This window comes from Streptomyces sp. NPDC098789 (assembly GCF_044759975.1).
Lineage (GTDB): Bacteria > Actinomycetota > Actinomycetes > Streptomycetales > Streptomycetaceae > Streptomyces.
In genome coordinates, this window is the sequence record NZ_JBIWAJ010000005.1 from 97,410 (window position 1) to 122,093 (window position 24,684).

Below are 24,684 nucleotides of genomic sequence, written 5' to 3' on the forward strand. Positions count from 1 at the left end.
CTCCGACCACCCCGCAGCCGCGAGCCGAGGAGACACTCGTGCCCGTCCCCGGCCCGACCGCCCGCCCCGACCGCCCGCCCCGACGGGTGCGCGGGGTCGGCGGGGTTCAGTGCTTGCGCAGCCGGGAGGAGTAGTCCTCGGGCGGGAGGAACTTGGACCAGCGCTCGGGGAACTCGGAGGGCATTCCCGCGTCCTCGTCGTCCTCCGACTCGCCCTCGGCCAGGGCCCGCCAGGCGGCCGCCCGGGCGACCAGCTGGGCCGCCTCGGCCTCCCGCACCCGCTCGTTGGCCTCGCGGGCCGCCGCGGTCGCCACCGACGGCCAGACGCGGTCGATGGCCGCGTTGACCGCGGCGCCCACCAGCACGGCGAAGGCCGAGATCCCGATCCAGAGCAGGACGGCGACGGGCGCGGCCAGGGAGCCGTAGATGGTCGGCCCCTCCACCGTGTTCGTCAGGTAGATCCGCAGCAGGAACGAGCCCAACACCCACATGGCCAGCGCGATCAGCGCGCCCGGCACGTCCTCGATCCACGGCGAGCGCACCGGCACCGAGACGTGGTAGAGCGTGGTCAGGAAGACGATGGACAGCAGGGTGACGGTCGGCCAGTACAGCACCGCCACCACTTCCGTGCCCCACGGCACCCACCGCACCACCGCGTCCGGACCCACCACCAGGAGCGGCAGCACGACCGAGCCGACGAGCAGGGCGACGACGTACAGCAGGAAGGCCAGCAGCCGGGTCTTGACGATGCCGCGCTGGCCGTCGAGCCCGTACATGACCGTGATGGTGTCGACGAAGACGTTGACGGCGCGCGAGCCCGACCACAGGGCGAAGGCGAAGCCGAGCGAGATGAGGTCGGGGCGGGCCTGCCGGGTCACGTCGTCCAGCATCGGTTTCGCGATGTCGTTGACGCCCCGGTCGGAGAGCACGGTGCCGACCGCCCGCAGGATGTTCTCCTCGATGCTCTGCACCGAGGTGGTGCCGCTCCAGCCGTCCACGTAGCCGACGAGCCCGAGCAGGCCGAGGAACAGCGGCGGCAGCGAGAGCAGCGTGAAGAAGGCCGCTTCGGCCGCGAGTCCCAGGATCCGGTACTCGATGCACGAGTTGACCGTGTCCTTGAGCAGCAGCCAGGACATCTTGCGCTTGGACACGTTGCGGTAAAGGGCCCGGGCCCGGTGGAGCCGACCCGGAGGCCGCTCGGGTGTTTCTTTTGCTGGCTGCACCTCCTTACCGTATCGGCATGGCAGCCACCACCCACACAGTCAGCAACCAGGCACCGCCCCTGGTCGGGCACGACGTCTACGGCGGCGACCGCGCCCTCACCGAGGGGGTGGAACGGCACCTCGACCCCGAACTCCTCCCGGGCGTAAGGGAGGAACTCACCGAACTCGGGCGCGCCGCGGGCTCCGCACAGGCCCAGGAATGGGGCGCCCAGGCCAACGAGAACCCGCCGAAGCTCCGCACACATGACCGGTACGGCAACCGGATCGACGAGGTGGACTTCCACCCCTCCTGGCACCGGCTGCTCGGGCACGCGGTGACGAGCGGGCTGACCGACGCCTGGGGGCGCGAGGCGGGGCACCTGCGGCGCGCCGCCGGCTTCTTCGTCTGGTCCCAGGCCGAGGCGGGCCACGGCTGTCCGGTCTCCATGACCCACGCGGCGGTGCCGGCGCTGCGCACGGACCCGGAGCTGGCGGCCGAGTGGGAGCCGCGGCTCACCTCGCACGTCTACGACCAGGGACTGCGCCCGGCCGGGCAGAAGTCGGGCGTCCTCTTCGGGATGGGGATGACCGAGAAGCAGGGCGGCAGCGACGTGCGCGCGAACACCACGCGGGCGGTGGCGCTGGACGCTTCGGGCGAGTACCTGCTGACCGGGCACAAGTGGTTCTGCTCGGCCCCGATGTGCGACGGCTTCCTCGTCCTGGCCCAGGCCCCGGGCGGGCTGACCTGCTTCCTGGTGCCGCGGGTACTGGCGGACGGCACCCGCAACGTCTTCGCGATCCAGCGGCTGAAGGACAAGCTCGGCAACAGGTCGAACGCGTCGAGCGAGGTGGAGTTCGACGGGACCTGGGCCCGGCGGGTGGGCGAGGAGGGCCGCGGGGTGCGCACCATCATCGAGATGGTCGCCGCGACCCGGCTCGACTGCGTGATCGGGTCGGCCTCGCTGATCCGGCAGGCGTTGACGCAGGCCGTGCACCACACCGAGCACCGCTCCGCCTTCGGCGCGAAGCTGATCGACCAGCCGCTGATGCGCAACGTGCTGGCGGACCTGGCCGTCGAGTCGGAGGCGGCCACCGTGCTGACGCTGCGGCTGGCGGCCGCCTACGACGCGGGCACCGCGCAGGAGCGGGCCTTCCTGCGCATCGCCGTGCCCACGGCGAAGTACTGGGTGACCAAGCGCTGCACCCCTGCCGTCGCGGAGGCGCTGGAGTGCCTGGGCGGCAACGGGTACGTCGAGGAGTCCGGGCTGCCCCGGCTGCTGCGGGAATCCCCGCTGAACTCGATCTGGGAGGGCTCGGGCAACGTACAGGCGCTGGACGTGCTGCGGGCGCTCCAGCGCGAGCCGCAGGCCCTGAACGCCTTCCTCCAGGAGGTCGGCCTCGCGCGCGGGGCGGATCACCGGCTGGACGGGGCCGTGAAGGACCTGCTGACGGAGCTGGCCGACCTGGAGGGGATCGAGGCACGGGCCCGGCGCGTGGTGGAGCGGATGGCGCTGGTGCTCCAGGGTTCGCTGCTGGTGCGCTGGGCCCCGCCCGCGGTCGCCGACGCCTTCTGCGCCTCGCGGCTCGGCCGGGACTGGGGGACGGCCTTCGGGACGCTGCCGCACAGCCTGGACCTGGGCGCGGTGGTCGAACGGGCGCGGATCGCGGGTTAGGAGAGGTCCCCAAACCGCTCCGAGCCCGGACCCGGGCCCGTCTGCCGGCAGCAGGGTGGCGCCGCGCCGACTCGGCACCACACCTGCTCCGGTTCAGCCCCGAGGAGGAGCCTTCACGCCGCCTGTCGGCGTGACGCACAGTTTCGATCGGACGACCGGGGCTTGGCGAGAGTTGCAGACCGTTGCAACCTGTGAGTCCGATGGGGAATCCGTAACGCACGGTCCGGTTCATTCAGGAGGATCCGGTGGCAACCACTGCAGGTGGCGCGGGTATCGCGGGGACCGCGGTCGACGTGGCGCGGCTCGCCGCGATGGACGCGCGCGACGCGGCCCGACTGCTCAGAGGCGTACGGGCGGCCGCGCTCGCGGGGGACCGGCCGCCGGCGGCGCCGCGCCCCGAGATCGCCGAGTCCTGGCGGCGGATGATGGCCGGCGGGATGCACCCGGACCGGGACACCCGCTCCCGGATGCTGTCGGCGGCCGAGACGGAGGAACGGCGCCAGGTGTCGCCGCTGCGGGCGCTGCTGCCGGTGCTGCGCGAGGGGCTGCTCCCCAACCTGGACGAGGTGCTGCACATCATGGTGATCGCCGACGCGGACGGGCGGCTGCTGTGGCGCGAGGGCGCCTCCTCGATCCTGCGCCGGGCGGACCGGCTCGGCTTCGGCGTGGGCGCGGACTGGGACGAGGCGGTGGTCGGGACCAACGGGGTCGGCACCGCCCTGGTCACGCGGCGGCCGGTGCAGGTGTTCTCGGCGGAGCACTTCGTCTCCACCCACCACGACTGGACCTGCGCGGGGGCGCCCGTGCACGATCCGCGCGACGGGCAGCTGCTGGGCGTGGTGGACGTCAGCGGGCCGCTGGCCACGATGCATCCGGCCACCTTGACCTGGGTGGCCTCGGTGGCCCGGCTCGCCGAGCGGGAGCTGCGGATCCGCCACCTGGAGTCCCTGGAGCGGCTGCGGTCGGTGGCGGCCCCGCTGCTGGCGCGGCTGCCGGGGCGGGCGCTGGCCGTGGACCCGCACGGCTGGACGGCGGCGGTGACCGGGCTGGCCCCGGTCGACCGGGTGCCGCTGCCCAAGGCCTTCGGGCCGGGCCGGCACTGGGTCCCGCAGCTGGGCCACTGCGCGGTGGAGCCGCTGCCGGGCGGCTGGCTGCTGCGGATCGAGGAGGTCCGTACGGGCGCGGCGGCGGGCCGGGTGGTGCTGGACCTGAGCCGGGCGCGGACCTGGTCGGCGACCGTGTTCGGGGCGGCGGGCAGCTGGACCCAGGAGCTGAGCCCGCGCCACGCGGAGCTGCTGTTCCTGCTGGCGGAGAGCCCGCGGGGGCGCACGGCGGCGGAGCTGGCGCTGGAGCTGTTCGGGGACGCGACGCGGACGGTGACGGTGCGGGCCGAGCTCTCGCGGGTACGGCGCCACCTGGCCGGGGTGCTGACGCACCGGCCGTACCGGTTCGCGGAGGACGTGGAGGTGGAGGTGGTCCGGCCGGAGCGGCCCGCGGACCTCCTGCCGCATTCGAGCGCGCCGGCGGTGCTCAGGGCGCGGTCGGAGCGGGCGGCGGGGCCCGGGGCGGTCCGCGGGGGTGGGGCCGCCGGGTGGGGGCTGTGATTGCGGGATGTGATTGCGGGATGTGATTCCCTGACCTGCATGAGCACCCTCACCCTCACCACCTGGTCCCTGGAGATGACCTCGCCGGACGACCTCGTTCCGGCGGTCGTTCCAGGCTCCGAGATCACGATCTCGCGCGCGGAGGTCCCTTCGCCCGAGTTCAGCCGCTTCCTGTACGCCTCGGTCGGCGGTGACATCCACTGGACGGACCGGCTGTCGCTGACCCGGGAGGAGTGGGTGCGCCAGCTGGGGCGCCCGGGGGTGGAGACCTGGGTGGCCTACGACCGGGGGACGCCGGCGGGGTACGTGGAGTTCGACCCGCAGGACGACGGCGCGGTGGAGATCATGTACTTCGGGCTGCTGCCGGACTTCCGGGGGCGGCGGATCGGTGGGCACCTGCTGTCGGTGGGCGTCGCCCGGGCCTGGGACCTCGCGTCGCGGTGGCCGGAGCGGGAGGCGACGAAGCGGGTCTGGCTGCACACCTGTAGCCAGGACGGGCCGACGGCGATGGACAACTACCGGCGGCGCGGCTTCCGGCTCTTCCACACCGAGACGGAGTCCAAGGCCGACACCCCGACCCCGGGCCCCTGGCCCGGAGCCTGACCCCTGGCGGGGAGCACCCGCCCCACGCCCCCTCCGGGGGGCGCGCCTCAAACGCCGGCGAGGCTGAATCAGCCCCCTCCTGCCGGCACCCCGCCCGCGGGCCCATCTCCCCTCCGGGGGGCGCCTCAAACGCCGGCGAGGCTGGGTTGGCCTCGACCCCGGCCAATTCCAGCCCCGCCGGCGTTTGAGGCGCCGCCGGAGGCGACGGCAGCCACGTCCTGCCGGCACCCCGTCCGCGGGCCCGCCTCCCCTCCGGGGGCACCTCAAACGCCGGCGGGGCTGGATCGGCGGCCCCCACCAGCGTGCTGAATCGACCGCCCCCCGGGAAGCGAGTCGCGGCTGAAAACGGGGGGTAGTGGGTGGTCACGGGAGGCTCAGGAGGTGACTCGGGCCACACGGTCCCAGGATGCGGGACGCTTTCGTCCGAATGGTGGACAGTAGTGGACTCCTCCAATCGGCCCATGACACGCTTCCGCCATGAATGGAGCTGGAATTGCCTTGGTGAGTCGGCGGCACGTCGACCTCGGCCGCATGTCCAGCGCCATCTGTCCGGCGCGCTGACGGAACCAGCCACCGCCGCACCTCGTCGCCGCCGCCCCGCGGACGCGTCGATTCCGCAAGCCCCCGCAGGCCGAAGAACGCCCCCCGCCCACCGGCGAAGGGGGCGCGATCCGCCACACCTGTCAGCGCACTGCCGCGCATCTCCGCAGGTCGAAGCCGTGGGCACCGTCGCTCCGCCTGCCCTAGCTTCGAGCCGCCACAGAAGGACGTACCGCCATGGCCGCCACCCCAGAAACGCCCGCAGCCGCCCCCGCAGCCGCGCGCCGCAAGCCCGGCCGCCACCGCGGTGAGGGCCAGTGGGCCGTCGGTCACCACACGCCCCTCAACGGCAACGAGCAGTTCAAGAAGGACGACGACGGTCTCAACGTGCGGACACGCATCGAGACGATCTACTCCAAGCGGGGCTTCGACTCGATCGACCCCAACGACCTGCGCGGCCGGATGCGCTGGTGGGGCCTCTACACCCAGCGCAAGCCCGGGATCGACGGCGGCAAGACCGCGATCCTGGAGCCGGAGGAGCTGGACGACGAGTACTTCATGCTGCGCGTCCGCATCGACGGCGGCCGCCTGACCACCGAGCAGCTGCGCGTGATCGGCGAGATCTCGCAGGAGTTCGCCCGGGGCACCGCCGACCTCACCGACCGGCAGAACGTGCAGTACCACTGGATCCGCATCGAGGACGTCCCGGAGATCTGGCGGCGCCTGGAGGCGGTCGGCCTCTCCACCACCGAGGCCTGCGGCGACTGCCCCCGCGTCATCCTCGGCTCGCCGGTCGCCGGCATCGCCAAGGACGAGATCGTCGACGGCACCCCCGCCATCGACGAGATCTACCGCCGGATCGTGGGCAACAAGGACTTCTCCAACCTGCCCCGCAAGTTCAAGTCGGCCGTCTCCGGCTCGCCGCTGCTCGACGTGGCGCACGAGATCAACGACATCGCCTTCGTCGGCGTGAACCACCCGGAGCACGGCCCCGGCTTCGACGTCTGGGTCGGCGGCGGGCTCTCCACCAACCCCAAGCTCGGCGTCCGCCTGGGCACCTGGGTCTCGCTGGACGAGGTCCCGGACGTCTACGAGGGCGTCATCTCGATCTTCCGCGACTACGGCTACCGCCGGCTGCGCAACCGCGCCCGCCTGAAGTTCCTCGTCGCCGACTGGGGCCCGGTCAAGTTCCGCCAGGTCCTGGAGGACGAGTACCTGAAGCGCGAGCTGACGGACGGTCCCGCCCCCGCGCAGCCCACCGGCCAGTGGCGCGACCACGTCGGCGTGCACCAGCAGCAGGACGGCCGCTTCTACGTCGGCTTCGCCCCCCGGGTCGGCCGCGTGGACGGCGCCACCCTCACCAAAATCGCGGACGTGGCCGAGCGGCACGGTTCGGGCCGGCTGCGCACCACCGCCGAGCAGAAGATGGTCGTCCTCGACATCGAGGCGGACCAGGTGGACTCCCTCGTCGCCGCCCTGGAGGCGCTGGACCTGCGGGTCAAGCCGTCCCCCTTCCGCCGCGGCACGATGGCCTGCACCGGCATCGAGTTCTGCAAGCTGGCCATCGTCGAGACGAAGGCGCGCGGCGCCTCGCTGATCGACGAACTGGAGCGCCGCCTGCCGGACTTCGCCGAGCCGCTCACCATCAACATCAACGGCTGCCCCAACGCCTGCGCCCGCATCCAGGTGGCGGACATCGGTCTCAAGGGCCAGCTGGTCCTGGACGACGACGGCAACCAGGTCGAGGGCTACCAGGTGCACCTCGGCGGCGCCCTGGGCCTGGAGGCCGGCTTCGGCCGCAAGGTCCGCGGCCTCAAGGTCACCGCGGACGGTCTGCCCGACTACGTCGAGCGGGTCGTCACGCGCTTCGAGGAGCAGCGCGAGGACGGCGAGCGCTTCGCCGCCTGGGTCGCGCGCGCCGACGAGAAGAGCCTGGCATGAGCGAGCGCGCCGCGCCCTTCCACTGCCCGTACTGCGGCGACGAGGACCTGTTCCCGAACGAACAGGGTCACGGCGCCTGGGAATGCAGGTCCTGCAATCGAGCCTTCCAGTTGAAGTACCTCGGGCTGCTGGCCCGCGGACTTCGGTCCGACACCACTGGAGGGGAAGAGATATGACGGCAGTTCAGGAGAGCCGGACCGGCGATCTCAAGGAGCTGGCCGAGCAGGCGGGCCGCGACCTGGAGGACGCCTCCGCGCTGGACATCATGCGTTGGGCGGCCGACACCTTCGGCCCGAAGTTCGCCGTGACCTCCTCGATGGAGGACGCTGTGGTCGCCCACCTCGCCTCCCGGGTGCGCCCCGGCGTGGACGTGGTCTTCCTCGACACCGGCTACCACTTCGAGGAGACCATCGGCACCCGCGACGCGGTCGAGGCCGTGATGGACGTCAAGGTCATCACGCTCACCCCGCGCCGCAGCGTCGCCGAACAGGACGCCGAGTACGGCCCCAAGCTGCACGACCGGGACCCGGACCTGTGCTGCGCGCTGCGCAAGGTCAAGCCGCTGGAAGAGGGCCTGACGGCGTACGACGCGTGGGCGACCGGCCTGCGCCGCGACGAGTCCCCGACCCGGGCGAACACCCCGGTGGTCGGCTGGGACGAGAAGCGGCAGAAGGTCAAGGTCTCCCCCATAGCCCGCTGGACCCAGGAGGACGTGGAGGCGTACGTCGCCGAACACGGGGTCCTGACCAATCCGCTGCTGATGGACGGCTACGCCTCCGTGGGCTGCGCGCCGTGCACCCGACGGGTGGCGGAGGGCGAGGACGCCCGGTCCGGCCGCTGGGCCGGGCTCGGCAAGACCGAATGCGGGCTGCACGGCTGATGACCGAGTCCACGAACCGTACGGAACCGACGGAGAACGAACAGATGAGCGTGAGCGACCAGGGCGCCACCGTGTGGCTGACCGGGCTGCCGAGCGCGGGCAAGACGACCATCGCGTACGCGCTGGCCGAGCGGCTGCGCGGCGAGGGCCACCGGGTGGAGGTGCTCGACGGGGACGAGATCCGCGAGTTCCTCTCCGCCGGGCTGGGCTTCACCCGCGAGGACCGGCACACCAACGTGCAGCGGATCGGCTTCGTCGCCGAACTGCTCGCGAGCAACGGCGTGAAGGCCCTGGTCCCGGTCATCGCCCCGTTCGAGGACAGCCGCGAGGCCGTCCGCAAGCGGCACGCCGCCGAGGGGACGACCTACCTAGAGGTCCACGTGGCCACTCCGGTCGAGGTCTGCTCGGAGCGCGACGTGAAGGGCCTGTACGCCAAGCAGGCGGCGGGCGAGATCTCCGGCCTGACCGGTGTGGACGACCCGTACGAGGCCCCCGCGGCCCCGGACCTGCGGATCGAGTCGCACACCCAGTCGGTGCAGGAGTCCGCGGCGGCACTGTTCGCGCTGCTCAACGAGAGGGGTCTGGCATGACCACCAAGGTCGCCCACGTCCACACCGAGGCCGACGCGCCCTACGCGCTGTCCCACCTGGACGCCCTCGAATCCGAGGCGGTGCACATCTTCCGCGAGGTGGCGGGCGAGTTCGAGAAGCCGGTGGTGCTGTTCTCCGGCGGCAAGGACTCCATCGTCATGCTGCACCTGGCGCTCAAGGCGTTCGCGCCCGCGCCGGTGCCCTTCACCCTGCTGCACGTCGACACGGGTCACAACTTCCCCGAGGTGCTGGAGTACCGCGACCGTACGGTGGCCGAGCACGGACTGCGCCTGCACGTGGCGTCCGTACAGGACTACATCGACGCGGGGAAGCTGCGCGAGCGCCCCGACGGCACCCGCAACCCGCTCCAGACCCTCCCGCTCACCGAGGCGATCCAGCGGCTGCGCTTCGACGCGGTCTTCGGCGGCGGTCGTCGCGACGAGGAGAAGGCCCGCGCCAAGGAGCGGGTGTTCAGCCTCCGCGACGAGTTCTCCCAGTGGGACCCGCGCCGCCAGCGCCCCGAGCTGTGGAACCTCTACAACGGTCGCCACGCGCCCGGCGAGCACGTGCGCGTCTTCCCGCTCTCCAACTGGACCGAGCTGGACGTGTGGCAGTACATCGCCCGCGAGGGCATCGAGCTGCCGGGCATCTACTTCGCCCACGAGCGCGAGGTGTTCCAGCGGCACGGCATGTGGCTGACCGCCGGCGAGTGGGGCGGCCCGAAGGAGGGCGAGGTGCCCGAGACGCGGCTGATCCGCTACCGCACCGTCGGTGACATGTCCTGCACCGGCGCCGTCGACTCCGACGCCACCACGCTGGACGCCGTGATCACCGAGATCGCCGCCTCCCGGCTCACCGAGCGGGGCGCCACCCGCGCCGACGACAAGATGTCCGAGGCCGCGATGGAAGACCGCAAGCGCGAAGGGTACTTCTAGAGATGACCGCCACCACCGAACCGCTGGCCGACCTGTCGACCACCACCCTGCTGCGCTTCGCGACCGCCGGATCCGTCGACGACGGCAAGTCCACCCTGGTCGGGCGCCTGCTGCACGACTCCAAGTCGATCCTGACCGACCAGCTGGAGGCCGTCGAAGCGGTCTCCGCGCAGCGCGGCCAGGACACCCCCGACCTCGCGCTGCTCACCGACGGCCTGCGGGCCGAGCGCGAGCAGGGCATCACCATCGACGTCGCGTACCGGTACTTCGCCACCGCGCGCCGCCGGTTCATCCTCGCCGACACCCCCGGGCACGTGCAGTACACCCGGAACATGGTCACCGGCGCCTCCACGGCCGACCTGGCCGTGGTGCTGGTCGACGCCCGCAACGGCGTGATCGAGCAGACCCGCCGGCACGCGGCCGTCGCCGCCCTGCTGCGGGTGCCGCACGTGGTCCTGGCCGTCAACAAGATGGACCTGGTGGGCTACGAGGAGAAGGTCTTCGCGGCGATCGCCGAGGAGTTCACCGCCTACGCCTCGGACCTGGGCGTCCCGGAGATCACCGCGATCCCGATCTCCGCGCTGGCCGGGGACAACGTCGTGGAGCCCTCCGCGAACATGGACTGGTACGGCGGCCCGACGGTGCTGGAGCACCTGGAGACGGTCCCGGTCAGCCACGACCTCACGGCCTGCCCGGCCCGCTTCCCGGTGCAGTACGTGATCCGCCCGCAGAGCGCCGAGCACCCCGACTACCGCGGCTACGCGGGCCAGATCGCCTCCGGCGTGCTGCGCGTCGGCGAGGCCGTCACCGTCCTGCCGTCGGGCCGTACGAGCACCATCGAGGGGATCGACGCGCTCGGCGAGAGCGTCGACATCGCGTGGGCCCCGCAGTCGGTGACCCTGCGGCTCGCGGACGACATCGACATCTCGCGCGGCGACCTGATCGCGCCGAGCGCGAGCGCCCCGGCCCCGACGCAGGACGTCGAGGCGACGGTCTGCCACGTGGCCGACCAGCCGCTGGCCGTGGGCGCCCGGGTGCTGCTCAAGCACACCACGCGCACGGTGAAGGCGATCGTCAAGGAGATTCCCTCGCGGCTGACCCTGGACGACCTGTCCCAGCACCCGGAGCCCGGGCAGCTGGTGACCAACGACATCGGTCGCGTGGTCGTGCGCACCGCCGAGCCGCTCGCGCTCGACGCCTACGCCGACTCGCGCCGTACCGGGTCCTTCCTGCTGATCGACCCGGCCGACGGAACCACCCTGGCGGCGGGCATGGCGGGGGCGGCCTTCGCCTCCCGGCCCGAGACCGCCGACCAGGCTCCCGTGGATGAAGAAGGGTGGGACTTCTGAGCATGACGAAGACCGACATCTACTCGACCTTCGCGAAGGAGGGCGGCCGCGTGGGCAGCGGCGCCCTCGGCAGCGGCCAGGGAGGGGTGGCGCGATGTGCGCGATGACGTACGCGCACCGCATGCGCGCCCACACCCTCCACGAGCTGTACCCGCCCTTGCTCCGCAAACGAAGACGCGCGTCGTGAGACCACGACGCGACGAGAGGAACACCTCCCGTGCCTGCCACCGGTACCACCCGTAAGACCGTCCGCCGCGGCGTCGTCGCCGCCGCCGCCCTGCCCCTGCTGATCGGGGCGCTCGCCTCGTGCGGCTACGGCTCCGAGGCCGCGAAGGACGAGCCCGCAGACACCAAGGCGAGCGCGGCCCCGGCCGACGCCAAGAAGCTCTCGGCCTCCGAGGTCCGCATCGGCTACTTCCCGAACCTGACGCACGCCACGGCGCTCGTCGGCATCCAGGAAGGGCTGATCGCCAAGGAGCTCGGCTCCACCACCATCAAGCCGCAGACCTTCAACGCCGGCCCGTCCGAGATCGAAGCCCTCAACGGTGGCTCTCTCGACATCGGCTTCATCGGCCCCTCCCCGGCCATCAACGGCTACGTGAAGTCCAAGGGCTCGAACCTGCGGATCATCTCCGGCTCCGCCTCCGGCGGCGTCAAGCTGGTCGTGAACCCGGACAAGATCAAGACCCTGGACGACCTCAAGGGCAAGAAGATCGCCACCCCGCAGAAGGGGAACACGCAGGACGTCGCCTTCCTCAACTGGATCGCCGAGAAGGGCTGGAAGGTCGACCCGGAGTCCGGCAAGGGTGACGTCTCCGTCGTCCGCACGGACAACAAGGTCACCCCGGACGCCTTCAAGCAGGGCTCGATCGACGGCGCCTGGGTGCCGGAGCCGACGGCCTCCAAGCTCGTCTCCGACGGCGGCTCCGTCCTCCTGGACGAGACCAGCCTGTGGCCCGACAAGAAGTTCGTGATCACGAACGTCATCGTGTCGCAGAAGTTCCTCAAGGAGCACGCGGACGTCGTCGAGGCCGTGCTGCGCGGCACCGTCAAGACGAACGAGTGGATCAACGCCAACCAGGACAAGGCGAAGGCGTCCGCGAACGCCGCGCTGAAGACCCTGAGCGGCAAGGAACTGGACGCCAAGGTCATCGACCCCGCGTGGCCGAGCATCCTGGTCACCGACGACCCGCTGGCCAGCACGCTGAAGACGGAGTCCGACTGGGCGGTCAAGGCCAAGCTCATCGAGCAGCCCGACCTCGCCGGCATCTACGACCTGTCGCTCCTGAACAAGGTGCTCAAGGCCGCGGGCAAGCCCGAGGTCGCCGACGCCGGTCTCGGCGCCAAGTAATCCGTCAGTAATCCGTCAGCGCAGTTGATCCCCAGGAGGTGACGACCATGGCCACCACGCTCGCCAAGGCTGCCGAGGGCACCGCAGCGACGGCGTCGACGACGCACGCCGCGCGGATCGAGCACGTCTCGAAGTCCTTCTCCGGCCCGGCCGGTTCGCAGCTCGTGCTGGACGACATCAACCTCGATGTCGCACCCGGCGAGTTCGTCACCATCCTGGGGGCGTCGGGGTGCGGCAAGTCCACCCTGCTCAACCTGGTCGCGGGGCTGGACGCGCCGTCCGCGGGGTCGATCGAGACCCCCGGCGGGCGGCCCGCCCTGATGTTCCAGGAGCACGCCCTCTTCCCGTGGCTCACCGCGGGCAAGAACATCGAACTCGCCCTGCGGCTGCGCGGGGTGCCCAAGGCCGAGCGCCGTCCGGAAGCGGAGCGGCTGCTGGAGCTGGTCCGCCTCGGCGGTGCCTACGGCAAGCGCGTCCACGAGCTGTCGGGCGGCATGCGCCAGCGCGTGGCGCTCGCCCGGGCGCTCGCCCAGGACAGCCGCCTGCTGCTGATGGACGAGCCGTTCGCGGCGCTGGACGCCATCACCCGCGACGTGCTGCACAACGAACTGACCCGTATCTGGGCCGAGACCAACCTCTCCGTCCTCTTCGTGACGCACAACGTCCGCGAGGCGGTCCGGCTCGCGCAGCGCGTGGTCCTGCTCTCCTCGCGGCCCGGCCGGGTCGCCAAGGAATGGACCGTCGGCATTCCGCAGCCGCGCCGCATCGAGGACCCGGACGTGGCGGAACTGTCCGTCGAGATCACTGAACACCTGCGTGGGGAGATCCGCCGCCATGGCCAGCACTGACATCACCGAACCGGCCCCGGCCAAGGCGACCAGCGACGACCTGGCCGGCCTGGAGGCCGGCCTGGACGCGCTCGACGCGGTCCAGACCCACCGCACCCCGGTCCGCGAGGTGCTCGTCAAGAAGGTCCTGCCGCCGGTCATCGCCGTCGGTCTGGTCCTCGCCGTGTGGCAGGTGCTGGTCTCCACGCACGTCACGGACGCGACCAAGCTGCCCTCGCCGTCCGCGGTGTGGGACGGCTTGACCGCCATGTGGCTCAAGGGGACCCTGCTGGAGGTCATCTGGACCAGCGTCTCCCGCGGTCTGCTCGGCTTCCTGCTGGCCCTGGCCATCGGCACCCCGCTCGGCCTGCTGGTCGCCCGGGTGAAGTTCGTGCGCGCCGCGATCGGCCCGATCCTCCAGGGGCTGCAGTCCCTGCCGTCGGTGGCCTGGGTGCCGCCCGCGGTCATCTGGCTCGGCCTGAACGACTCGATGATGTTCGCGGTGATCCTGCTCGGCGCGGTCCCCTCGATCGCCAACGGCCTCGTCGCGGGCCACGACCAGATCCCGCCGCTGTTCCTGCGGGCCGGGCGCACGCTGGGTGCGACGGGCCTCAAGGGCACCTGGCACGTGGTCATGCCGGCCGCGCTGCCCGGCTACCTCGCCGGTCTCAAGCAGGGTTGGGCCTTCTCCTGGCGCTCGCTGATGGCCGCCGAGATCATCGCCTCCTCGCCCGACCTGGGCCTGGGCCTGGGCCAGTTGCTGGAGAACGGCCGCAACAACATCGACATGCCCGGGGTGTTCCTCGCGATCATCCTGATCCTGCTGGTGGGCATCGCGATCGACCTGATCATCTTCAGCCCGCTGGAGCGCTGGGTGCTGCGCACCCGCGGTCTGCTGGTCAAGAGCTGACAGCGCCGTGCGCCCCGTTCTGCTGGTCATCGCCCACGGCAGCCGCGATCCGCGGCACGCGGCGACCGTGCACGCCCTCACCGGGCGGGTGCGGGCGCTGCGGCCGGGGCTGCGGGTGGAGACGGCGTTCCTCGACTTCAACGCCCCGTCCGTACCCCAGGTCCTCTCGGCCCTGTACGCGGACGGCGTGCGGGACGTCGTCGCCCTCCCGCTGCTGCTGACCCGCGCCTTCCACGCGAAGGCGGACGTCCCGGCGGTGCTGGAGCGCTCCCGGGCCGCGCTGCCCGGACTGTCCCTGCGGGTGGCCGACGTGCTCGGCCCCTCGCCCCTGCTGATCGGCGCCCTGGAGCGCCGGCTGGCGGAGGCCGGCCTGCGTCCGGCCGACCGTTCGACCACCGGCGTGGTGCTCGCGTCCGCCGGTTCCTCAGACCCGGAGGCGATCGCGGTGATCGCTGAAATCGCGCGGGAGTGGCGGCACACCGGTTGGTGCGCCGTGCGGCCCGCGTTCGCCTCCGCGGCATTGCCCCGCACCGAGGACGCCGTACGGGCGCTGCGCGCCGACGGTGCCCGTCGGGTGGTGGTGGCGCCGTACGTGCTGGCCCCCGGGCGGCTCCCGGACCGGATCGCGGCGGGCGCCGCGGCCGCCGGGGCCGACCTGGTGGCCGAGGTGCTCGGCGCCGCCCCCGAGGTGGCCCGGCTGCTGCTGCGCCGCTACGACGCGGTGGCGCCCGCCGCGACCCTGCTGCCCGCGCTGTCGGCCTGAGCCGCGCCGCGCACGAAGGCGAGGACCTCCGGGGCCGCGTCCGCGAGGCGGGCGAAGTGCCGGTGCACGCCCGCCACCGCGACCGGCGCGTTGACCCCCCAGACGGTCATCCCGGCGGCCAGGCCCGCGCGCACGCCCGTGGGGGCGTCCTCGATGACCAGGCAGTCCCGGGGGTCCGCCCCCAGGAGCTCCGCGGCCCGCAGGTAGGGGACCGGCGAGGGCTTGCCCTCGGCCACCGCGGCGGCGTCCACCAGGACCTCGGGCACGGGGAGTCCGGTGCGCTCGAAGCGGCCGCGCACCCGGTGCGCGTAGTTCGAGGTGACCAGCGCCCAGGAGCCCGGCGCCAGCGCGCCCAACAGCCGCGCCGCGCCCTCGAAGGCGCCGTACGTCCCGGTCCGTACGTCCTCGTCCTCCAGCGCGTGCAGCAGCGCCAGGCAGGCCGCCGGGTCCCGGTCCGGCGCGAGCTCCGCGAAGGTCTCCGTCGGGCGGGTGCGCAGCGCGACCCGGTAGGTCTCGGCCGGGTCCAGTCCGTACCGCTCGGCCCAGGTTTCCCAGACGCGCCGCTGGTTGTCGATCGCGTCGATCAGCGTGCCGTCGACGTCGAAGAGGACGTACCGGCTCATCCGCGGGCCTCGGCCTCGTCGGCCAGCGCGGTGAGGTCCCCGATGGTCATGGAACCCGGGGGCAGGCCCTCGCGGGCGAAGATGTTGGCCGCGCGCCGCAGCACGTCGTTGACGGGGGTCGGGACCGCGTGCAGCCGCCCCAGCAGGGAGATCTCCCCGTTGAGGTAGTCCGCCTCGATGCTGCCCGTACCGCGGGCCAGGCTCTGCCAGGACGAGCCGCCGCGCACCCCGGGCGGCTGCACGGCCTTGCCGTCGCGCGCCGCCGACTCCTCGGCCTCCGAGGCGTAGGCGATGCCGGCCGCGGCGAAGGCGGCCTTGGCCTCGCGGATCGCCCGCAGCAGCAGGGCGCCCTTGGCGGGGTCCGGTTCGGGGCCGGTGGTGGCCTGGATGGCGTTGCCGAGGTTGCCCAGCAGCTTCGCGTACTTCCAGCGCATCACGTCCTCGGTGACCACCGTCTCGAATCCGGCGGCCGCCAGGTCGGCGCCGATCCGCCGGGCCCGCGCGTCCGCGCCGCCCGCGGCCCGGCCGAGCTGCAGGATCCCGGTGTGCGGGCTGCCCAGGGCCGAGACCGCGCCCGGTTCCAGGAAGCTGGCGGGCAGCCACACGCACAGGCCGTAGACCCGGTCGAAGCGGCGCAGCGCGAGGCGCTCGCCCTCCACGCCGTTCTGCGCGCAGACCAGCGCGAGGCGCTGGGCCGCGGTGCCGCCGCCGGCGACCTCCGCGTCGCCCCACGCGTCGAGCGCGGCGAGGGCGTCCTGGGTCTTGACGGCCAGCAGCAGGACGTCGTCGGGGCGCAGCTCGCCGAGCTCCTGCGGTCCGGTGACCACCGGCAGCCGGTGGGTGCGGGGGCCGTCGGCGGTGGTGAGCCGCAGGCCGTCCGTCCGCAGGGCGTCCGCGTGCGGGCCGCGGGCGACGAGGACGACCTCGCCGCCGGCCTCCGCGAGGCGTCCGCCGATGGTGGCGCCGATCGCGCCCGCGCCGATGATGATGTAACGCATGGGACGAGCCTGGCACACGGCCGCGCCTGCGTTACCGTCAGGGCATGGTGGACACGGTGTTCGGTCTGGGCGGGGACCTGTCGGTGCGTCGGCTCGGCTTCGGGACGGGGGGCCTCGTCGGTCCCGGGTACTGGGGTCCGCGCGGGGACCGGGAGCGGGCGCGGGCCCTGCTGCGCACGGCGGTGGAGCGCGGGGTCGCCCTCATCGACACCGCCGACAACTACGGGCCCGATCTGGCCGAGGAGCTGATCGCGGAGGCCCTGTACCCGTACGCGGACGGCCTGGTGATCGCGACCAAGGGCGGGGTGGTGCGCACCGGCCCCGACGAGTGGCACGTGGCGGGCCGCCCGGAACAGCTGCGGGCGGCGTGCGAGGCGAGCCTGCGGCGGCTGCGGGTGGACCGGATCGACCTGTACCAGTTGCACCGCTTCGACCCGGCCCTGCCGGAGGCGGAACAGCTGGGCGTGCTGGGGCAGTTGCGCGCGGAGGGCAAGATCCGGCACATCGGCCTCGACAGCGTGGGCGCCGACCAGTTGGCGCGGGCCCTGGAGACGGAGGCGGTGGCCTCCGTCCAGAACGCCTTCCACCTGATGGACCGTTCGGCCGCGCCGTTGCTCGCGCTGTGCGAGGCCGAGGGGGTCGCCTTCCTGCCCTACTACCCGCTCGGCAGCGGCGCGCTGACCCGCGACGGGTCGGCGGCGCTGGCCGCGGTGGCCGCCGCGCACGGGGCCGGGCCGGGGCAGATCGCCCTGGCCTGGCTGCTGCACCACTCGCCGGTGCTGTGCCCGACGCCGGGCACCGGCTCGCCCGTACACCTGGCGGAGAACCTGGACGCGGCCTCGATCGCGCTGTCCCCGGCGGAGCTGGCGCTGCTGGACGCGCTCGCGCCGTAGGGGGTCCCCGGATCAGGCTCGCTCGGCGGTCAGTTCTACGAGCTTGGCGACCGTGTTCCAGTTGCGGGTGGTGACGTCCAGGCCCTTGACCACCGCCGGCCGGGCGAGCGCCTCGGCCAGCTTGGAGCGGCCGAGGCCCTCGGGGGCGTAGAGGTAGACCACCCGGTCGCCGAGCCGGAACTCCTCGGGGAGGAAGGCGTCCGCGTCGAGCGCCTCGAAGCGCTCCGCGGCGGGCTGCTCGGACAGGAAGGTGACGTGCAGCTGCTTGCCCTCCAGCGTGGCCGCCGGGAAGGGGCAGGCGGCGGCGACGGCCCTCAGGTGCTCCCCGTCGACCAGGAGGCAGGGGACGCGGAAGCCGAAGTGCTCCTCGATGGCCGCCTCCAGCTCCCGGGCGAGCGCGTCGACCCCGGAGTCGGGGCCGGTCCGCGCGGTGGTGAAGACGGCGTTGCCGCTCTGCAGATAGGTCTGGACACCGGTGTGGCCGAGCTCCGCCAGCACCTGGCGCAGCTCGGCCATCGGGACCTTCTTGTGCCCGCCGACATTGATGCCGCGCAGCAGGGCGGCGTACGTCCGTGTGCTCATCCCCGAACGATAGGGGCGGGCACCGACAGCGCGGGGTGCGGCGGGGCGGGGTGCGGCGGGGCGGCCCGTCCCCCGATCGGGCCGCGCCGCCGACCGATCAGGCCGCCGGGTACCAGACGGTGCCGCTGCTGCCGTGGTGCGTGAGGGTGTTCTCGATGATGCTGCCCTCCTGGAAGTACCGCGGGTGCTGCTGGAGGAAGCCCGAGATGGAGTCCAGCGAGGTCGCGTCGCAGACGCCGTCGGTCCGGATGCAGTGGCGCTGGACCGGGACGCCGTCGAACTCCTCCGGGCCGGTCCCGGGGGAATACGCCATGAACGGGATGAGGGTCCCTTCGGGCGCCAGGTGCCAGAAGCCGGTCCCGGGCTGCATCGGGTCGGAGTAGAGCATGCCGTCGACCTGCGAACGGGGCACCGCGGTGGCGTTGTCGGCGATCGCCCGGAGCAACAGGTCGCCGACCCAGGCGCCCTGCGAGTAGCCCGCGATCGTGAAGGTCGCGGTCGGATCCGCGCGGTAGGTGCGCTCCAGGGCGGCCAGGGCGTTCCGGTAGCCCTGGTTCACGCTGTCGCCGAAGCCGGGCGCGAAGGGGGCCGGCATCTCGTTGTGGCTGCCGACGAAGGGGCCGCCGCTGGCCACGTAACAGACGGGAACCGCGATGCCGCCGTCAAGGTGCGCGTTCGCGGCCAGGAAGCTCGTGGTGCACCCGGGCGCGGCCGCGGCCGCGCCGGTGCCGCCGATCTCGATGTAGTAGTGGTGCGCCGGGTCGGCGTGCGCGGCGGCCGGCGCGAGGGCGGCCGCGCCGAACACCAGGGCCGTGGCGGCGAGGACGGACTGGAGGCGGCGGACCAACGCGCCGCGCTGAGTGGTGGACATACCGAACGACTCCCTCGGGACGGGATGGACAGGGCGAGTGGGGCGGACGCCACGTCGAAGGCGGCGGCCGGCACTCATCGTGTGGTCCGCGCAGGTGGGCGGACCATGCCATCGACCGGTCATATATGGCCGATCGCCCGCACCTGGTGTTCTGGCGGCGCTCCGGCAGGGCCAGGGGGTGCTTCCTCACCCGGCCACCGCCGCGGAGTGCCGCGCCCGTACGCCGCCCTAGCGTTGGTAGCGGGCCAGCACCCGGTTCCCGTCCCCCACCAGGCGGCGCTCCAGCGCGGCGAGGTCGATGGCGCCGCTGTAGTACTCCTGGAGGGCCGGGGTCGCCACCTTGTCCTTCCATTCCGGGTAGCCCCGCACCGACTGGGCCGGTGCCGGGCGCAGCCCGGCCGCCAGGGCCGCACCGGTCGCCCAGCCCCACTCGGGGGTGCGCAGCGCGGGGTCGGCCAGGGCCCGCGCACCGGTGGGCAGCATCCAGTCGCCGCGCGCCAGGCGGACCATGCCCGCCGGGCGCAGCAGGAAGTCGATGAAGGCCGCGGCCTCCTTCTTGTACGGGCTGTCCCGCGCGATCGACAGGGTCTGCGGGCTGACCCCCTGCGCCGGTCCGTCGGCTCCGGCGGGCGCGGGCAGCACCTGCCAGGCGAAGCCGGGCGGGGCCTGGCTGACGATCTGCTGGCGGTAGGAGAAGCCGAGCGGCACCATGGCGTACTTCCCGGCGAAGAAGCCGGGCAGGGTGTCCGAGCCGCCCATGCCCAGGGTGGCCCGGGAGGCGCTGTGGTCGGTGTTGACCTGGTCGTGGATGGTCTGCGGGACCACCGCGTCGCCCGCTCCCCAGCGGAGCACGGCCTTCCCCGCGGGGTCGTCCGGTTCCCGGGTGAAGAGCCGGCCGCCGGCCGAGACGCCCAGGTTGAGGGTGGCCGAGACGGGGTCCTTCAGCGGCCAGGCCACTCCGTAGCGCCCGTCGGCGGTGAGCCGTGCGGCGGCGGCGCGGAACTCCGCCCAGCTCCAGGGGGCTTCGGGCGTCGGGATCCGGACCCCCGAGGCGTCCAGCAGCGCGGTGTTGGCGATCAGCACCCGGGGCTCCTGGAGGAAGGGCACGCCGTAGATCCCGCTGCCGATGGTGACGCTCTGCCAGCTCCGCTCCGGGACGTCCTCCTTCAGCCGGTCGGAGAGCAGGGGCCGCAGGTCGGCGAGGTAGCCGGCGTGCGCGAAGTCGGCGAGGTCGTCGGAGGCGTCGTGGATGACGTCGGGAGCCTCCCCGCCCTCGAAGGAGGTCAGCAGCTGGTCGTGGACGCTGCTCCAGCTCCCCTGGACGTACTGGACCTGGACCTCGGGGTGGGCGGCGTTCCACTGCGCGACCAGTTCCTTGTTGGCGGCCACGGACTCCTTCTGCCAGGCCAGCGACTGGAAGCGGATCCTGATCCGGCCGTCGCCCGCGCCGCCGCCGCCCGAGCAGCCACCCAGCAGCGCGGCCAGCAGGGCGAGCACGAGGGCCGCGACGGCCGCCGTACGGGGACGGGAGGAGCGGGGAACCGGGCGGCGGGCCATCAGCCCTTCACCGACCCGGCCAGCATGCCGCCGGTGATCCGGCGCTGGATCAGCGAGAAGACCAGCAGCGAGGGCAGCGTGGCGAGGCAGGCCGCGGCGGCGAGCGGCCCGAGGTCGGCGGCCCCTTCGGCGCCGAGGAAGTGGGTGAGGACGACCGGCAGGGTCTGCTGCCGCGGGCTCTTGAGGAGCACGAGGGCGAAGAAGAACTCGTTCCAGGCGGTGACGAAGGCGAAGAGGCCGGTCGCGACGATCCCGGGGGCCAGCAGCGGGGCGACGACGGAGACGAGGGTGCGCAGCCGTCCGGCGCCGTCCACCGCCGCGGCCTCCTCCAGCTCGGCGGGCACCGCACGGACGTAGCCGACCAGCATCCACAGCGCGAAGGGCAGCGACCAGACGACGTAGACGAGGACCAGCCCCGGGACCGAGTTGATCATCCGCAGCTCCTTGAGCACCAGGAACAGCGGAATGATCACGAGGACGAAGGGGAAGGCCTGGCTGACCACCACCCACCCGGTGGCGGCCGCGGCGAGCCGGCCCCGGCGCCGGGCGAGGACGAAGGCCGCGGGGGTGGCGAGGACGAGGGCGATCACGGCGGCGCAGAGCGCGGCGGTCAGGCTGTTGAGGCCGGACCGGAGCAGCGGCTGCTCGTCGAAGGCCCGGCGGAAGTTGTCCAGGGTCGGGTCGTGCGGGATCCAGGTGGGGTGCAGGCTGCCCAGTTCGCGCGCCGGTTTGAAGGCGGTGGAGAGCAGCCAGAGGAAGGGGAAGCCGAGGAAGCCGAGATAGGCGGCGAGCGCCAGGTACTGGGCGGTGCGCACGGAGCGGCGCGGGCGTACGGAGCGGCGCGGGCGCGCGGCCATCACGCATCGCCCCCCTTCAGGCGGCCGGCGAGGTGGAGGGCGAGCAGGACCGAGACCACGGCGACCATGACGCAGCCCATGGCGGCGGCGTAGCCGAACTGGCCGTAGCGGAAGGCCTCCTCGTAGGCGAAGAGCATGGGCAGCCGGGTCCGGCCGCCGGGCCCGCCGTTGGTGAGGACGTACACGAGCGCGAAGGAATTGACGTTCCAGATGAAGTTGAGCGCGGTGACGGACAGCGCGACGGGCCGCAGCGCGGGCCAGGTGACGGCGCGGAAGCGGCGCCAGGCCCCGGCGCCGTCCAGGGCGGCGGCCTCGTGGAGTTCGTGCGGGGTGTTCTGGAGTCCGGCGAGCAGGACCACGGTGGTCTGCGGCATGCCGGCCCAGATGCCGACGACGACGACGGCGGGCAGTGCGGTGGCCAGCCCGCCGAGCCAGTCGGTGTCGCCGCCGAGGCCGATCCCGCGGAGGGTCTCGTTGAGGACGCCCGCGTCGGGGTGGTAGACGAGCCGCCACATGACGGCGACGACCACTTCGGGCATGGCCCAGGGAACGATCGCGAGCGCCCGGGCGAGCCCGCGCAGGCGCAGGTCCTGGTCGAGCAGCAGGGCCAGCCCGAGGGAGAGCAGGAACTGCGGCGCGGTGACCCCGACCGCCCAGAGCAGCCCGATCCGGAAGGACTCCCAGAAGAGCCGGTCGTGCAGCAGGTCCTGGAAGTTGAGGGCGCCCACCCACTGGGTGGCGGCGGTCCGGCCGGACTGGGCGTCGGTGAAGGCGAGCGCGATGCCGTAGAGCAGCGGACCGACGCTGAGCAGCAGGATCGGGACGAGGGCGGGCAGGACGAGGAACCAGACCCCGTGATCGGCACGGGCCCGGGAGCGCGCGGGCGGGGACGGGGTGGGGGCGGCGGGCGCTGCGGTGGGGGGCGGGGCCACGTCTTCCCCTTCCGGCCGGCCTGGTCCGGCCCGGCCATCGTGCGCAGCCCCTGATGGCGCGTCAAGGCACCGCACGGCGGGATGCGAGACTTGGCCCGTTCACGACGGTGCGGACCGAACGGGAAGAGCGGCGGGGCGGCATGGACGAGGCACGGGCCAGGGACCTACTGACGGCGGCGGGCCTCGGCCGGAAGGCCGAGCTGCTCGCCCTGGGCGAGAACGCGGTGTTCGCCGACGGCGACCTGGTCGTGAAGGTCGGCCGCCGGGATCCCGCGCTCGTGGCCCGGGCGGAGCGCGAGTTGGCGGTGGCGGGTTGGCTCGCCGGGGTCGGGATCGCCGCGGTACGGGCGGCCGAGCCGACGCCGCGGCTGGTGGACGGCCACCCGGTGACCCTGTGGCACCGCCTCCCGGAGGCGGTGCGGCCGGCCGGTCCGGCCGATCTGGCCGCTCTGCTGCGCCAGGTGCACGCCCTGCCCGCGCCGCCCTTCGACCTCGCCCGCCGGGACCTGCTGGGCGGGGTGGAACGGTGGCTGCGGCTGGCCGGTGACGCGATCGACCCGCAGGACGCGGCCTACCTGCGGGCCCGCCGCGACGGCTACGCGACCGAGGTCGCCGCCCTCGCCGCGCACCTGCCCCCGGGGCCGATCCACGGGGACGCGCTGCCGCGCAACGTCCACGTGGGCCCGGACGGACCGGTCCTGGTCGACCTGGAGACCTTCGCCCTGGACCTGCGGGAGCACGACCTGGTGGTGATGGCCCTCTCCCGCGACCGCTACGGCCTGCCCGAGGAGTCCTACGACGCCTTCGTGACGGCGTACGGCTGGGACGTGCGCGCCTGGGACGGCTGCGCGCTGCTGCGCGGGGCGCGGGAGACGGCGAGCTGCGCCTGGGTCTCCCAACACGCCCCGACCAACCCGAAGGCACTGGCGGAATTCGGCCGCCGGGTCGCCTCGCTGCGCGACGGCGATCCCGAGGTCCGCTGGTACCCCTTCTGACCGTCCGGCCGATATTCAATTACACCGACTTTGTTTTCACATTGCTTTTCGTTTACGGTGGCGGAGACGCGGGACGAACCGCGTCCGAATCTGCGGGAGGTGATCAGCGTGCCTGGTGGTAGTAGTCCCGAGGCGTATGCGCCACCGATCCCGCTTGACGCACCGCAGTAGCGTCCCGCGGGGGAAATGACCTTCCCCCGCAACTGCGTCTTCTCGTACGGGTCCGAAGCCACCGAAGGCTTCCGCGTACCCGAATTCCTCGCGCACTTCGTCGCGCTCACCACACGTTCACCACCGAAGCACGTCCGGGGTCCGCCGGGCGGGCACACCTTGTGCCGCCCAGGACGTGCCGTGACGGGAGTTTCCCATGCCCAACCTGACGCCGACGCACCACGACGACCACAACCAGAACCCCAACCACAACCACCACGACGACGACCGGACCCTCATGCCGGCGGAAACCGTGGAGGAGCACGCCCAGAAGGTGCGGCTGCTCCGCGAGATCAATAGGGAGATCCACGGGCTGAACAAGGAAATGGAGGATATTCGGGAAATTACTGAAGACCAGCTGAAGGTCACGGTCGAAACCCGCAAGGTGAGCGCCTGGACGGCAATAGCCGTCGTGCCCGGCGCCCTGGCATCGCTCTACGGATCCAACTTCGAGCACATGCCCGAGCTGAAATTCACCTACGGCTGGCCGCTGTTCCTCGCCGCCCTGGCATCCACCGCATTGGCCACCTACTTCGCGGTCAGGCGCAAGGGCTGGCTGTAGGACCGCACCGAGCACCGACATCGACCAGAGGAAGGCGATCTCACATGTCGGACAGCCCCGCGCGCGGCGCGCGCTCCCCCTTGGCCGGACTCACCCCGAAGGACCTCGACGCGTCCTCGACGCAGGAGCTGCTCAGCTTCCTCCGGGGAGTCCGGCGGTACCGGAAGGAAATGGTCCTCCTCCATCGGAAGTCGGTGGAGCTCCACGACGGGACGAGGGTCACCCGGAGGGTGACCTCGTGGCTCGTGGTGTTCATGGTCCCCACGCTGCTGGGCGGCATCTACTCCGCGAACTTCCACCAGCCGGAGACGGCGTTCGTCTGGGCCTGGCCCGCCTTCCTCGCCCTGGTGGCGGCTTCGGGCATCGCCATGTTCACCCACCTGAGGCGCCGGGGCTGCATCTGACCCCGCACGCGTCCGCCGAGCGAAAGTGATCGT

At 72.7% G+C, this 24,684-nt stretch carries 26 protein-coding genes; 18 read left to right on the forward strand and 8 right to left on the reverse strand.

Annotated features, from left to right (window positions below; translation table 11 throughout):
- Window positions 1-106 precede the first annotated feature (106 nt).
- Complete coding sequence (locus ACIQWR_RS12970) at window positions 107-1,222, reverse strand: YihY/virulence factor BrkB family protein (RefSeq protein ID WP_399267386.1); 1,116 nt, start codon at window positions 1,220-1,222, stop codon at window positions 107-109.
- A gap of 17 nt (window positions 1,223-1,239) precedes the next feature.
- Between ACIQWR_RS12970 and ACIQWR_RS12975 the strand changes: the two genes are divergently transcribed.
- The 14 genes from ACIQWR_RS12975 (at window position 1,240) to ACIQWR_RS13040 (ending at window position 15,167) form a co-directional block, all read left to right on the forward strand.
- Window positions 1,240-2,874, forward strand: coding sequence for an acyl-CoA dehydrogenase family protein (locus ACIQWR_RS12975; RefSeq protein WP_404007716.1), 1,635 nt, complete (start codon window positions 1,240-1,242; stop codon window positions 2,872-2,874).
- 311 nt (window positions 2,875-3,185) lie between these two features.
- Window positions 3,186-4,478, forward strand: coding sequence for a GAF domain-containing protein (locus ACIQWR_RS12980; RefSeq protein WP_404008475.1), 1,293 nt, complete (start codon window positions 3,186-3,188; stop codon window positions 4,476-4,478).
- Between the two features lie 39 nt (window positions 4,479-4,517).
- The gene (locus ACIQWR_RS12985) at window positions 4,518-5,081 is read left to right on the forward strand and encodes a GNAT family N-acetyltransferase (protein WP_404007719.1); all 564 of its coding nucleotides are present in this window, start codon (window positions 4,518-4,520) and stop codon (window positions 5,079-5,081) included.
- Between the two features lie 477 nt (window positions 5,082-5,558).
- Entirely contained in the window at window positions 5,559-5,642 is an 84-nt protein-coding gene (locus tag ACIQWR_RS12990; protein ID WP_312847410.1) for a putative leader peptide, read from the forward strand.
- A gap of 216 nt (window positions 5,643-5,858) precedes the next feature.
- Window positions 5,859-7,562, forward strand: a complete 1,704-nt coding sequence (locus tag ACIQWR_RS12995) for a nitrite/sulfite reductase (protein WP_404007722.1) — start codon at window positions 5,859-5,861, stop codon at window positions 7,560-7,562.
- Entirely contained in the window at window positions 7,559-7,738 is a 180-nt protein-coding gene (locus ACIQWR_RS13000) for a hypothetical protein (RefSeq protein WP_404007725.1), read from the forward strand. Before ACIQWR_RS12995 ends, ACIQWR_RS13000 begins: the two co-directional genes overlap by 4 nt.
- Window positions 7,735-8,442 (forward strand): phosphoadenylyl-sulfate reductase, encoded by a 708-nt coding sequence (locus ACIQWR_RS13005; RefSeq protein ID WP_404007728.1) that lies wholly within the window; start codon window positions 7,735-7,737, stop codon window positions 8,440-8,442. Before ACIQWR_RS13000 ends, ACIQWR_RS13005 begins: the two co-directional genes overlap by 4 nt.
- Before the next feature lie 44 nt (window positions 8,443-8,486).
- Window positions 8,487-9,032, forward strand: a complete 546-nt coding sequence (gene cysC / locus ACIQWR_RS13010) for an adenylyl-sulfate kinase (protein ID WP_385775888.1) — start codon at window positions 8,487-8,489, stop codon at window positions 9,030-9,032.
- Window positions 9,029-9,967 (forward strand): sulfate adenylyltransferase subunit CysD, encoded by a 939-nt coding sequence (cysD, locus tag ACIQWR_RS13015; protein ID WP_404007732.1) that lies wholly within the window; start codon window positions 9,029-9,031, stop codon window positions 9,965-9,967. Before cysC ends, cysD begins: the two co-directional genes overlap by 4 nt.
- A 2-nt stretch (window positions 9,968-9,969) precedes the next feature.
- Window positions 9,970-11,316 (forward strand): sulfate adenylyltransferase subunit 1, encoded by a 1,347-nt coding sequence (locus ACIQWR_RS13020; RefSeq protein WP_404007735.1) that lies wholly within the window; start codon window positions 9,970-9,972, stop codon window positions 11,314-11,316.
- 217 nt (window positions 11,317-11,533) lie between these two features.
- A complete protein-coding gene (locus ACIQWR_RS13025) occupies window positions 11,534-12,667 on the forward strand; it encodes an aliphatic sulfonate ABC transporter substrate-binding protein (RefSeq protein ID WP_404007738.1) in 1,134 nt (377 codons plus the stop codon).
- A gap of 47 nt (window positions 12,668-12,714) precedes the next feature.
- A complete protein-coding gene (locus ACIQWR_RS13030; RefSeq protein WP_404007741.1) occupies window positions 12,715-13,515 on the forward strand; it encodes an ABC transporter ATP-binding protein in 801 nt (266 codons plus the stop codon).
- Window positions 13,502-14,404, forward strand: coding sequence for an ABC transporter permease (locus ACIQWR_RS13035; RefSeq protein ID WP_399267395.1), 903 nt, complete (start codon window positions 13,502-13,504; stop codon window positions 14,402-14,404). The genes ACIQWR_RS13030 and ACIQWR_RS13035 overlap by 14 nt, the downstream gene beginning before the upstream one ends.
- 7 nt (window positions 14,405-14,411) lie before the next feature.
- Window positions 14,412-15,167, forward strand: a complete 756-nt coding sequence (locus ACIQWR_RS13040) for a sirohydrochlorin chelatase (protein WP_404007745.1) — start codon at window positions 14,412-14,414, stop codon at window positions 15,165-15,167.
- On the opposite strand, the gene ACIQWR_RS13045 is transcribed toward ACIQWR_RS13040, so the two are convergent.
- Together ACIQWR_RS13045 and ACIQWR_RS13050 are read right to left on the reverse strand one after the other, a co-directional pair.
- Window positions 15,116-15,790 (reverse strand): HAD family hydrolase, encoded by a 675-nt coding sequence (locus ACIQWR_RS13045; protein ID WP_404007747.1) that lies wholly within the window; start codon window positions 15,788-15,790, stop codon window positions 15,116-15,118. The two genes, ACIQWR_RS13040 and ACIQWR_RS13045, sit on opposite strands and share 52 nt — an antisense overlap.
- Window positions 15,787-16,788 (reverse strand): ketopantoate reductase family protein, encoded by a 1,002-nt coding sequence (locus ACIQWR_RS13050; RefSeq protein WP_404007750.1) that lies wholly within the window; start codon window positions 16,786-16,788, stop codon window positions 15,787-15,789. Before ACIQWR_RS13050 ends, ACIQWR_RS13045 begins: the two co-directional genes overlap by 4 nt.
- Before the next feature lie 44 nt (window positions 16,789-16,832).
- On the opposite strand from ACIQWR_RS13050, the gene ACIQWR_RS13055 reads away from it, so the two are divergent.
- Complete coding sequence (locus ACIQWR_RS13055; protein WP_404007753.1) at window positions 16,833-17,681, forward strand: aldo/keto reductase; 849 nt, start codon at window positions 16,833-16,835, stop codon at window positions 17,679-17,681.
- 12 nt (window positions 17,682-17,693) lie between these two features.
- Here ACIQWR_RS13055 and ACIQWR_RS13060 read toward each other — a convergent pair whose 3' ends face one another.
- From ACIQWR_RS13060 to ACIQWR_RS13080, 5 genes are all read right to left on the reverse strand, one after another.
- Window positions 17,694-18,263, reverse strand: a complete 570-nt coding sequence (locus ACIQWR_RS13060; RefSeq protein WP_404007756.1) for a DUF1697 domain-containing protein — start codon at window positions 18,261-18,263, stop codon at window positions 17,694-17,696.
- Window positions 18,264-18,360: 97 nt separating this feature from the next.
- Entirely contained in the window at window positions 18,361-19,134 is a 774-nt protein-coding gene (locus ACIQWR_RS13065; protein WP_404007759.1) for a PE-PPE domain-containing protein, read from the reverse strand.
- Window positions 19,135-19,362: 228 nt separating this feature from the next.
- The gene (locus ACIQWR_RS13070) at window positions 19,363-20,691 is read right to left on the reverse strand and encodes an ABC transporter substrate-binding protein (RefSeq protein WP_404007762.1); all 1,329 of its coding nucleotides are present in this window, start codon (window positions 20,689-20,691) and stop codon (window positions 19,363-19,365) included.
- Window positions 20,691-21,548, reverse strand: a complete 858-nt coding sequence (locus ACIQWR_RS13075) for a carbohydrate ABC transporter permease (RefSeq protein ID WP_404007764.1) — start codon at window positions 21,546-21,548, stop codon at window positions 20,691-20,693. The genes ACIQWR_RS13070 and ACIQWR_RS13075 overlap by 1 nt, the downstream gene beginning before the upstream one ends.
- Window positions 21,548-22,480, reverse strand: a complete 933-nt coding sequence (locus ACIQWR_RS13080) for a carbohydrate ABC transporter permease (protein WP_404007766.1) — start codon at window positions 22,478-22,480, stop codon at window positions 21,548-21,550. The genes ACIQWR_RS13075 and ACIQWR_RS13080 overlap by 1 nt, the downstream gene beginning before the upstream one ends.
- Before the next feature lie 140 nt (window positions 22,481-22,620).
- On the opposite strand from ACIQWR_RS13080, the gene ACIQWR_RS13085 reads away from it, so the two are divergent.
- From ACIQWR_RS13085 to ACIQWR_RS13095, 3 genes are all read left to right on the forward strand, one after another.
- Entirely contained in the window at window positions 22,621-23,475 is an 855-nt protein-coding gene (locus ACIQWR_RS13085; RefSeq protein WP_404007769.1) for a phosphotransferase enzyme family protein, read from the forward strand.
- Between the two features lie 367 nt (window positions 23,476-23,842).
- Window positions 23,843-24,247: a CorA family divalent cation transporter gene (locus ACIQWR_RS13090; RefSeq protein ID WP_404007772.1), complete on the forward strand. Its 405-nt coding sequence runs from the start codon at window positions 23,843-23,845 to the stop codon at window positions 24,245-24,247.
- Window positions 24,248-24,291: 44 nt separating this feature from the next.
- On the forward strand, window positions 24,292-24,651 hold the full coding sequence (locus ACIQWR_RS13095) for a CorA family divalent cation transporter (RefSeq protein WP_404007775.1): 360 nt from the start codon (window positions 24,292-24,294) through the stop codon (window positions 24,649-24,651).
- Window positions 24,652-24,684 lie beyond the last annotated feature (33 nt).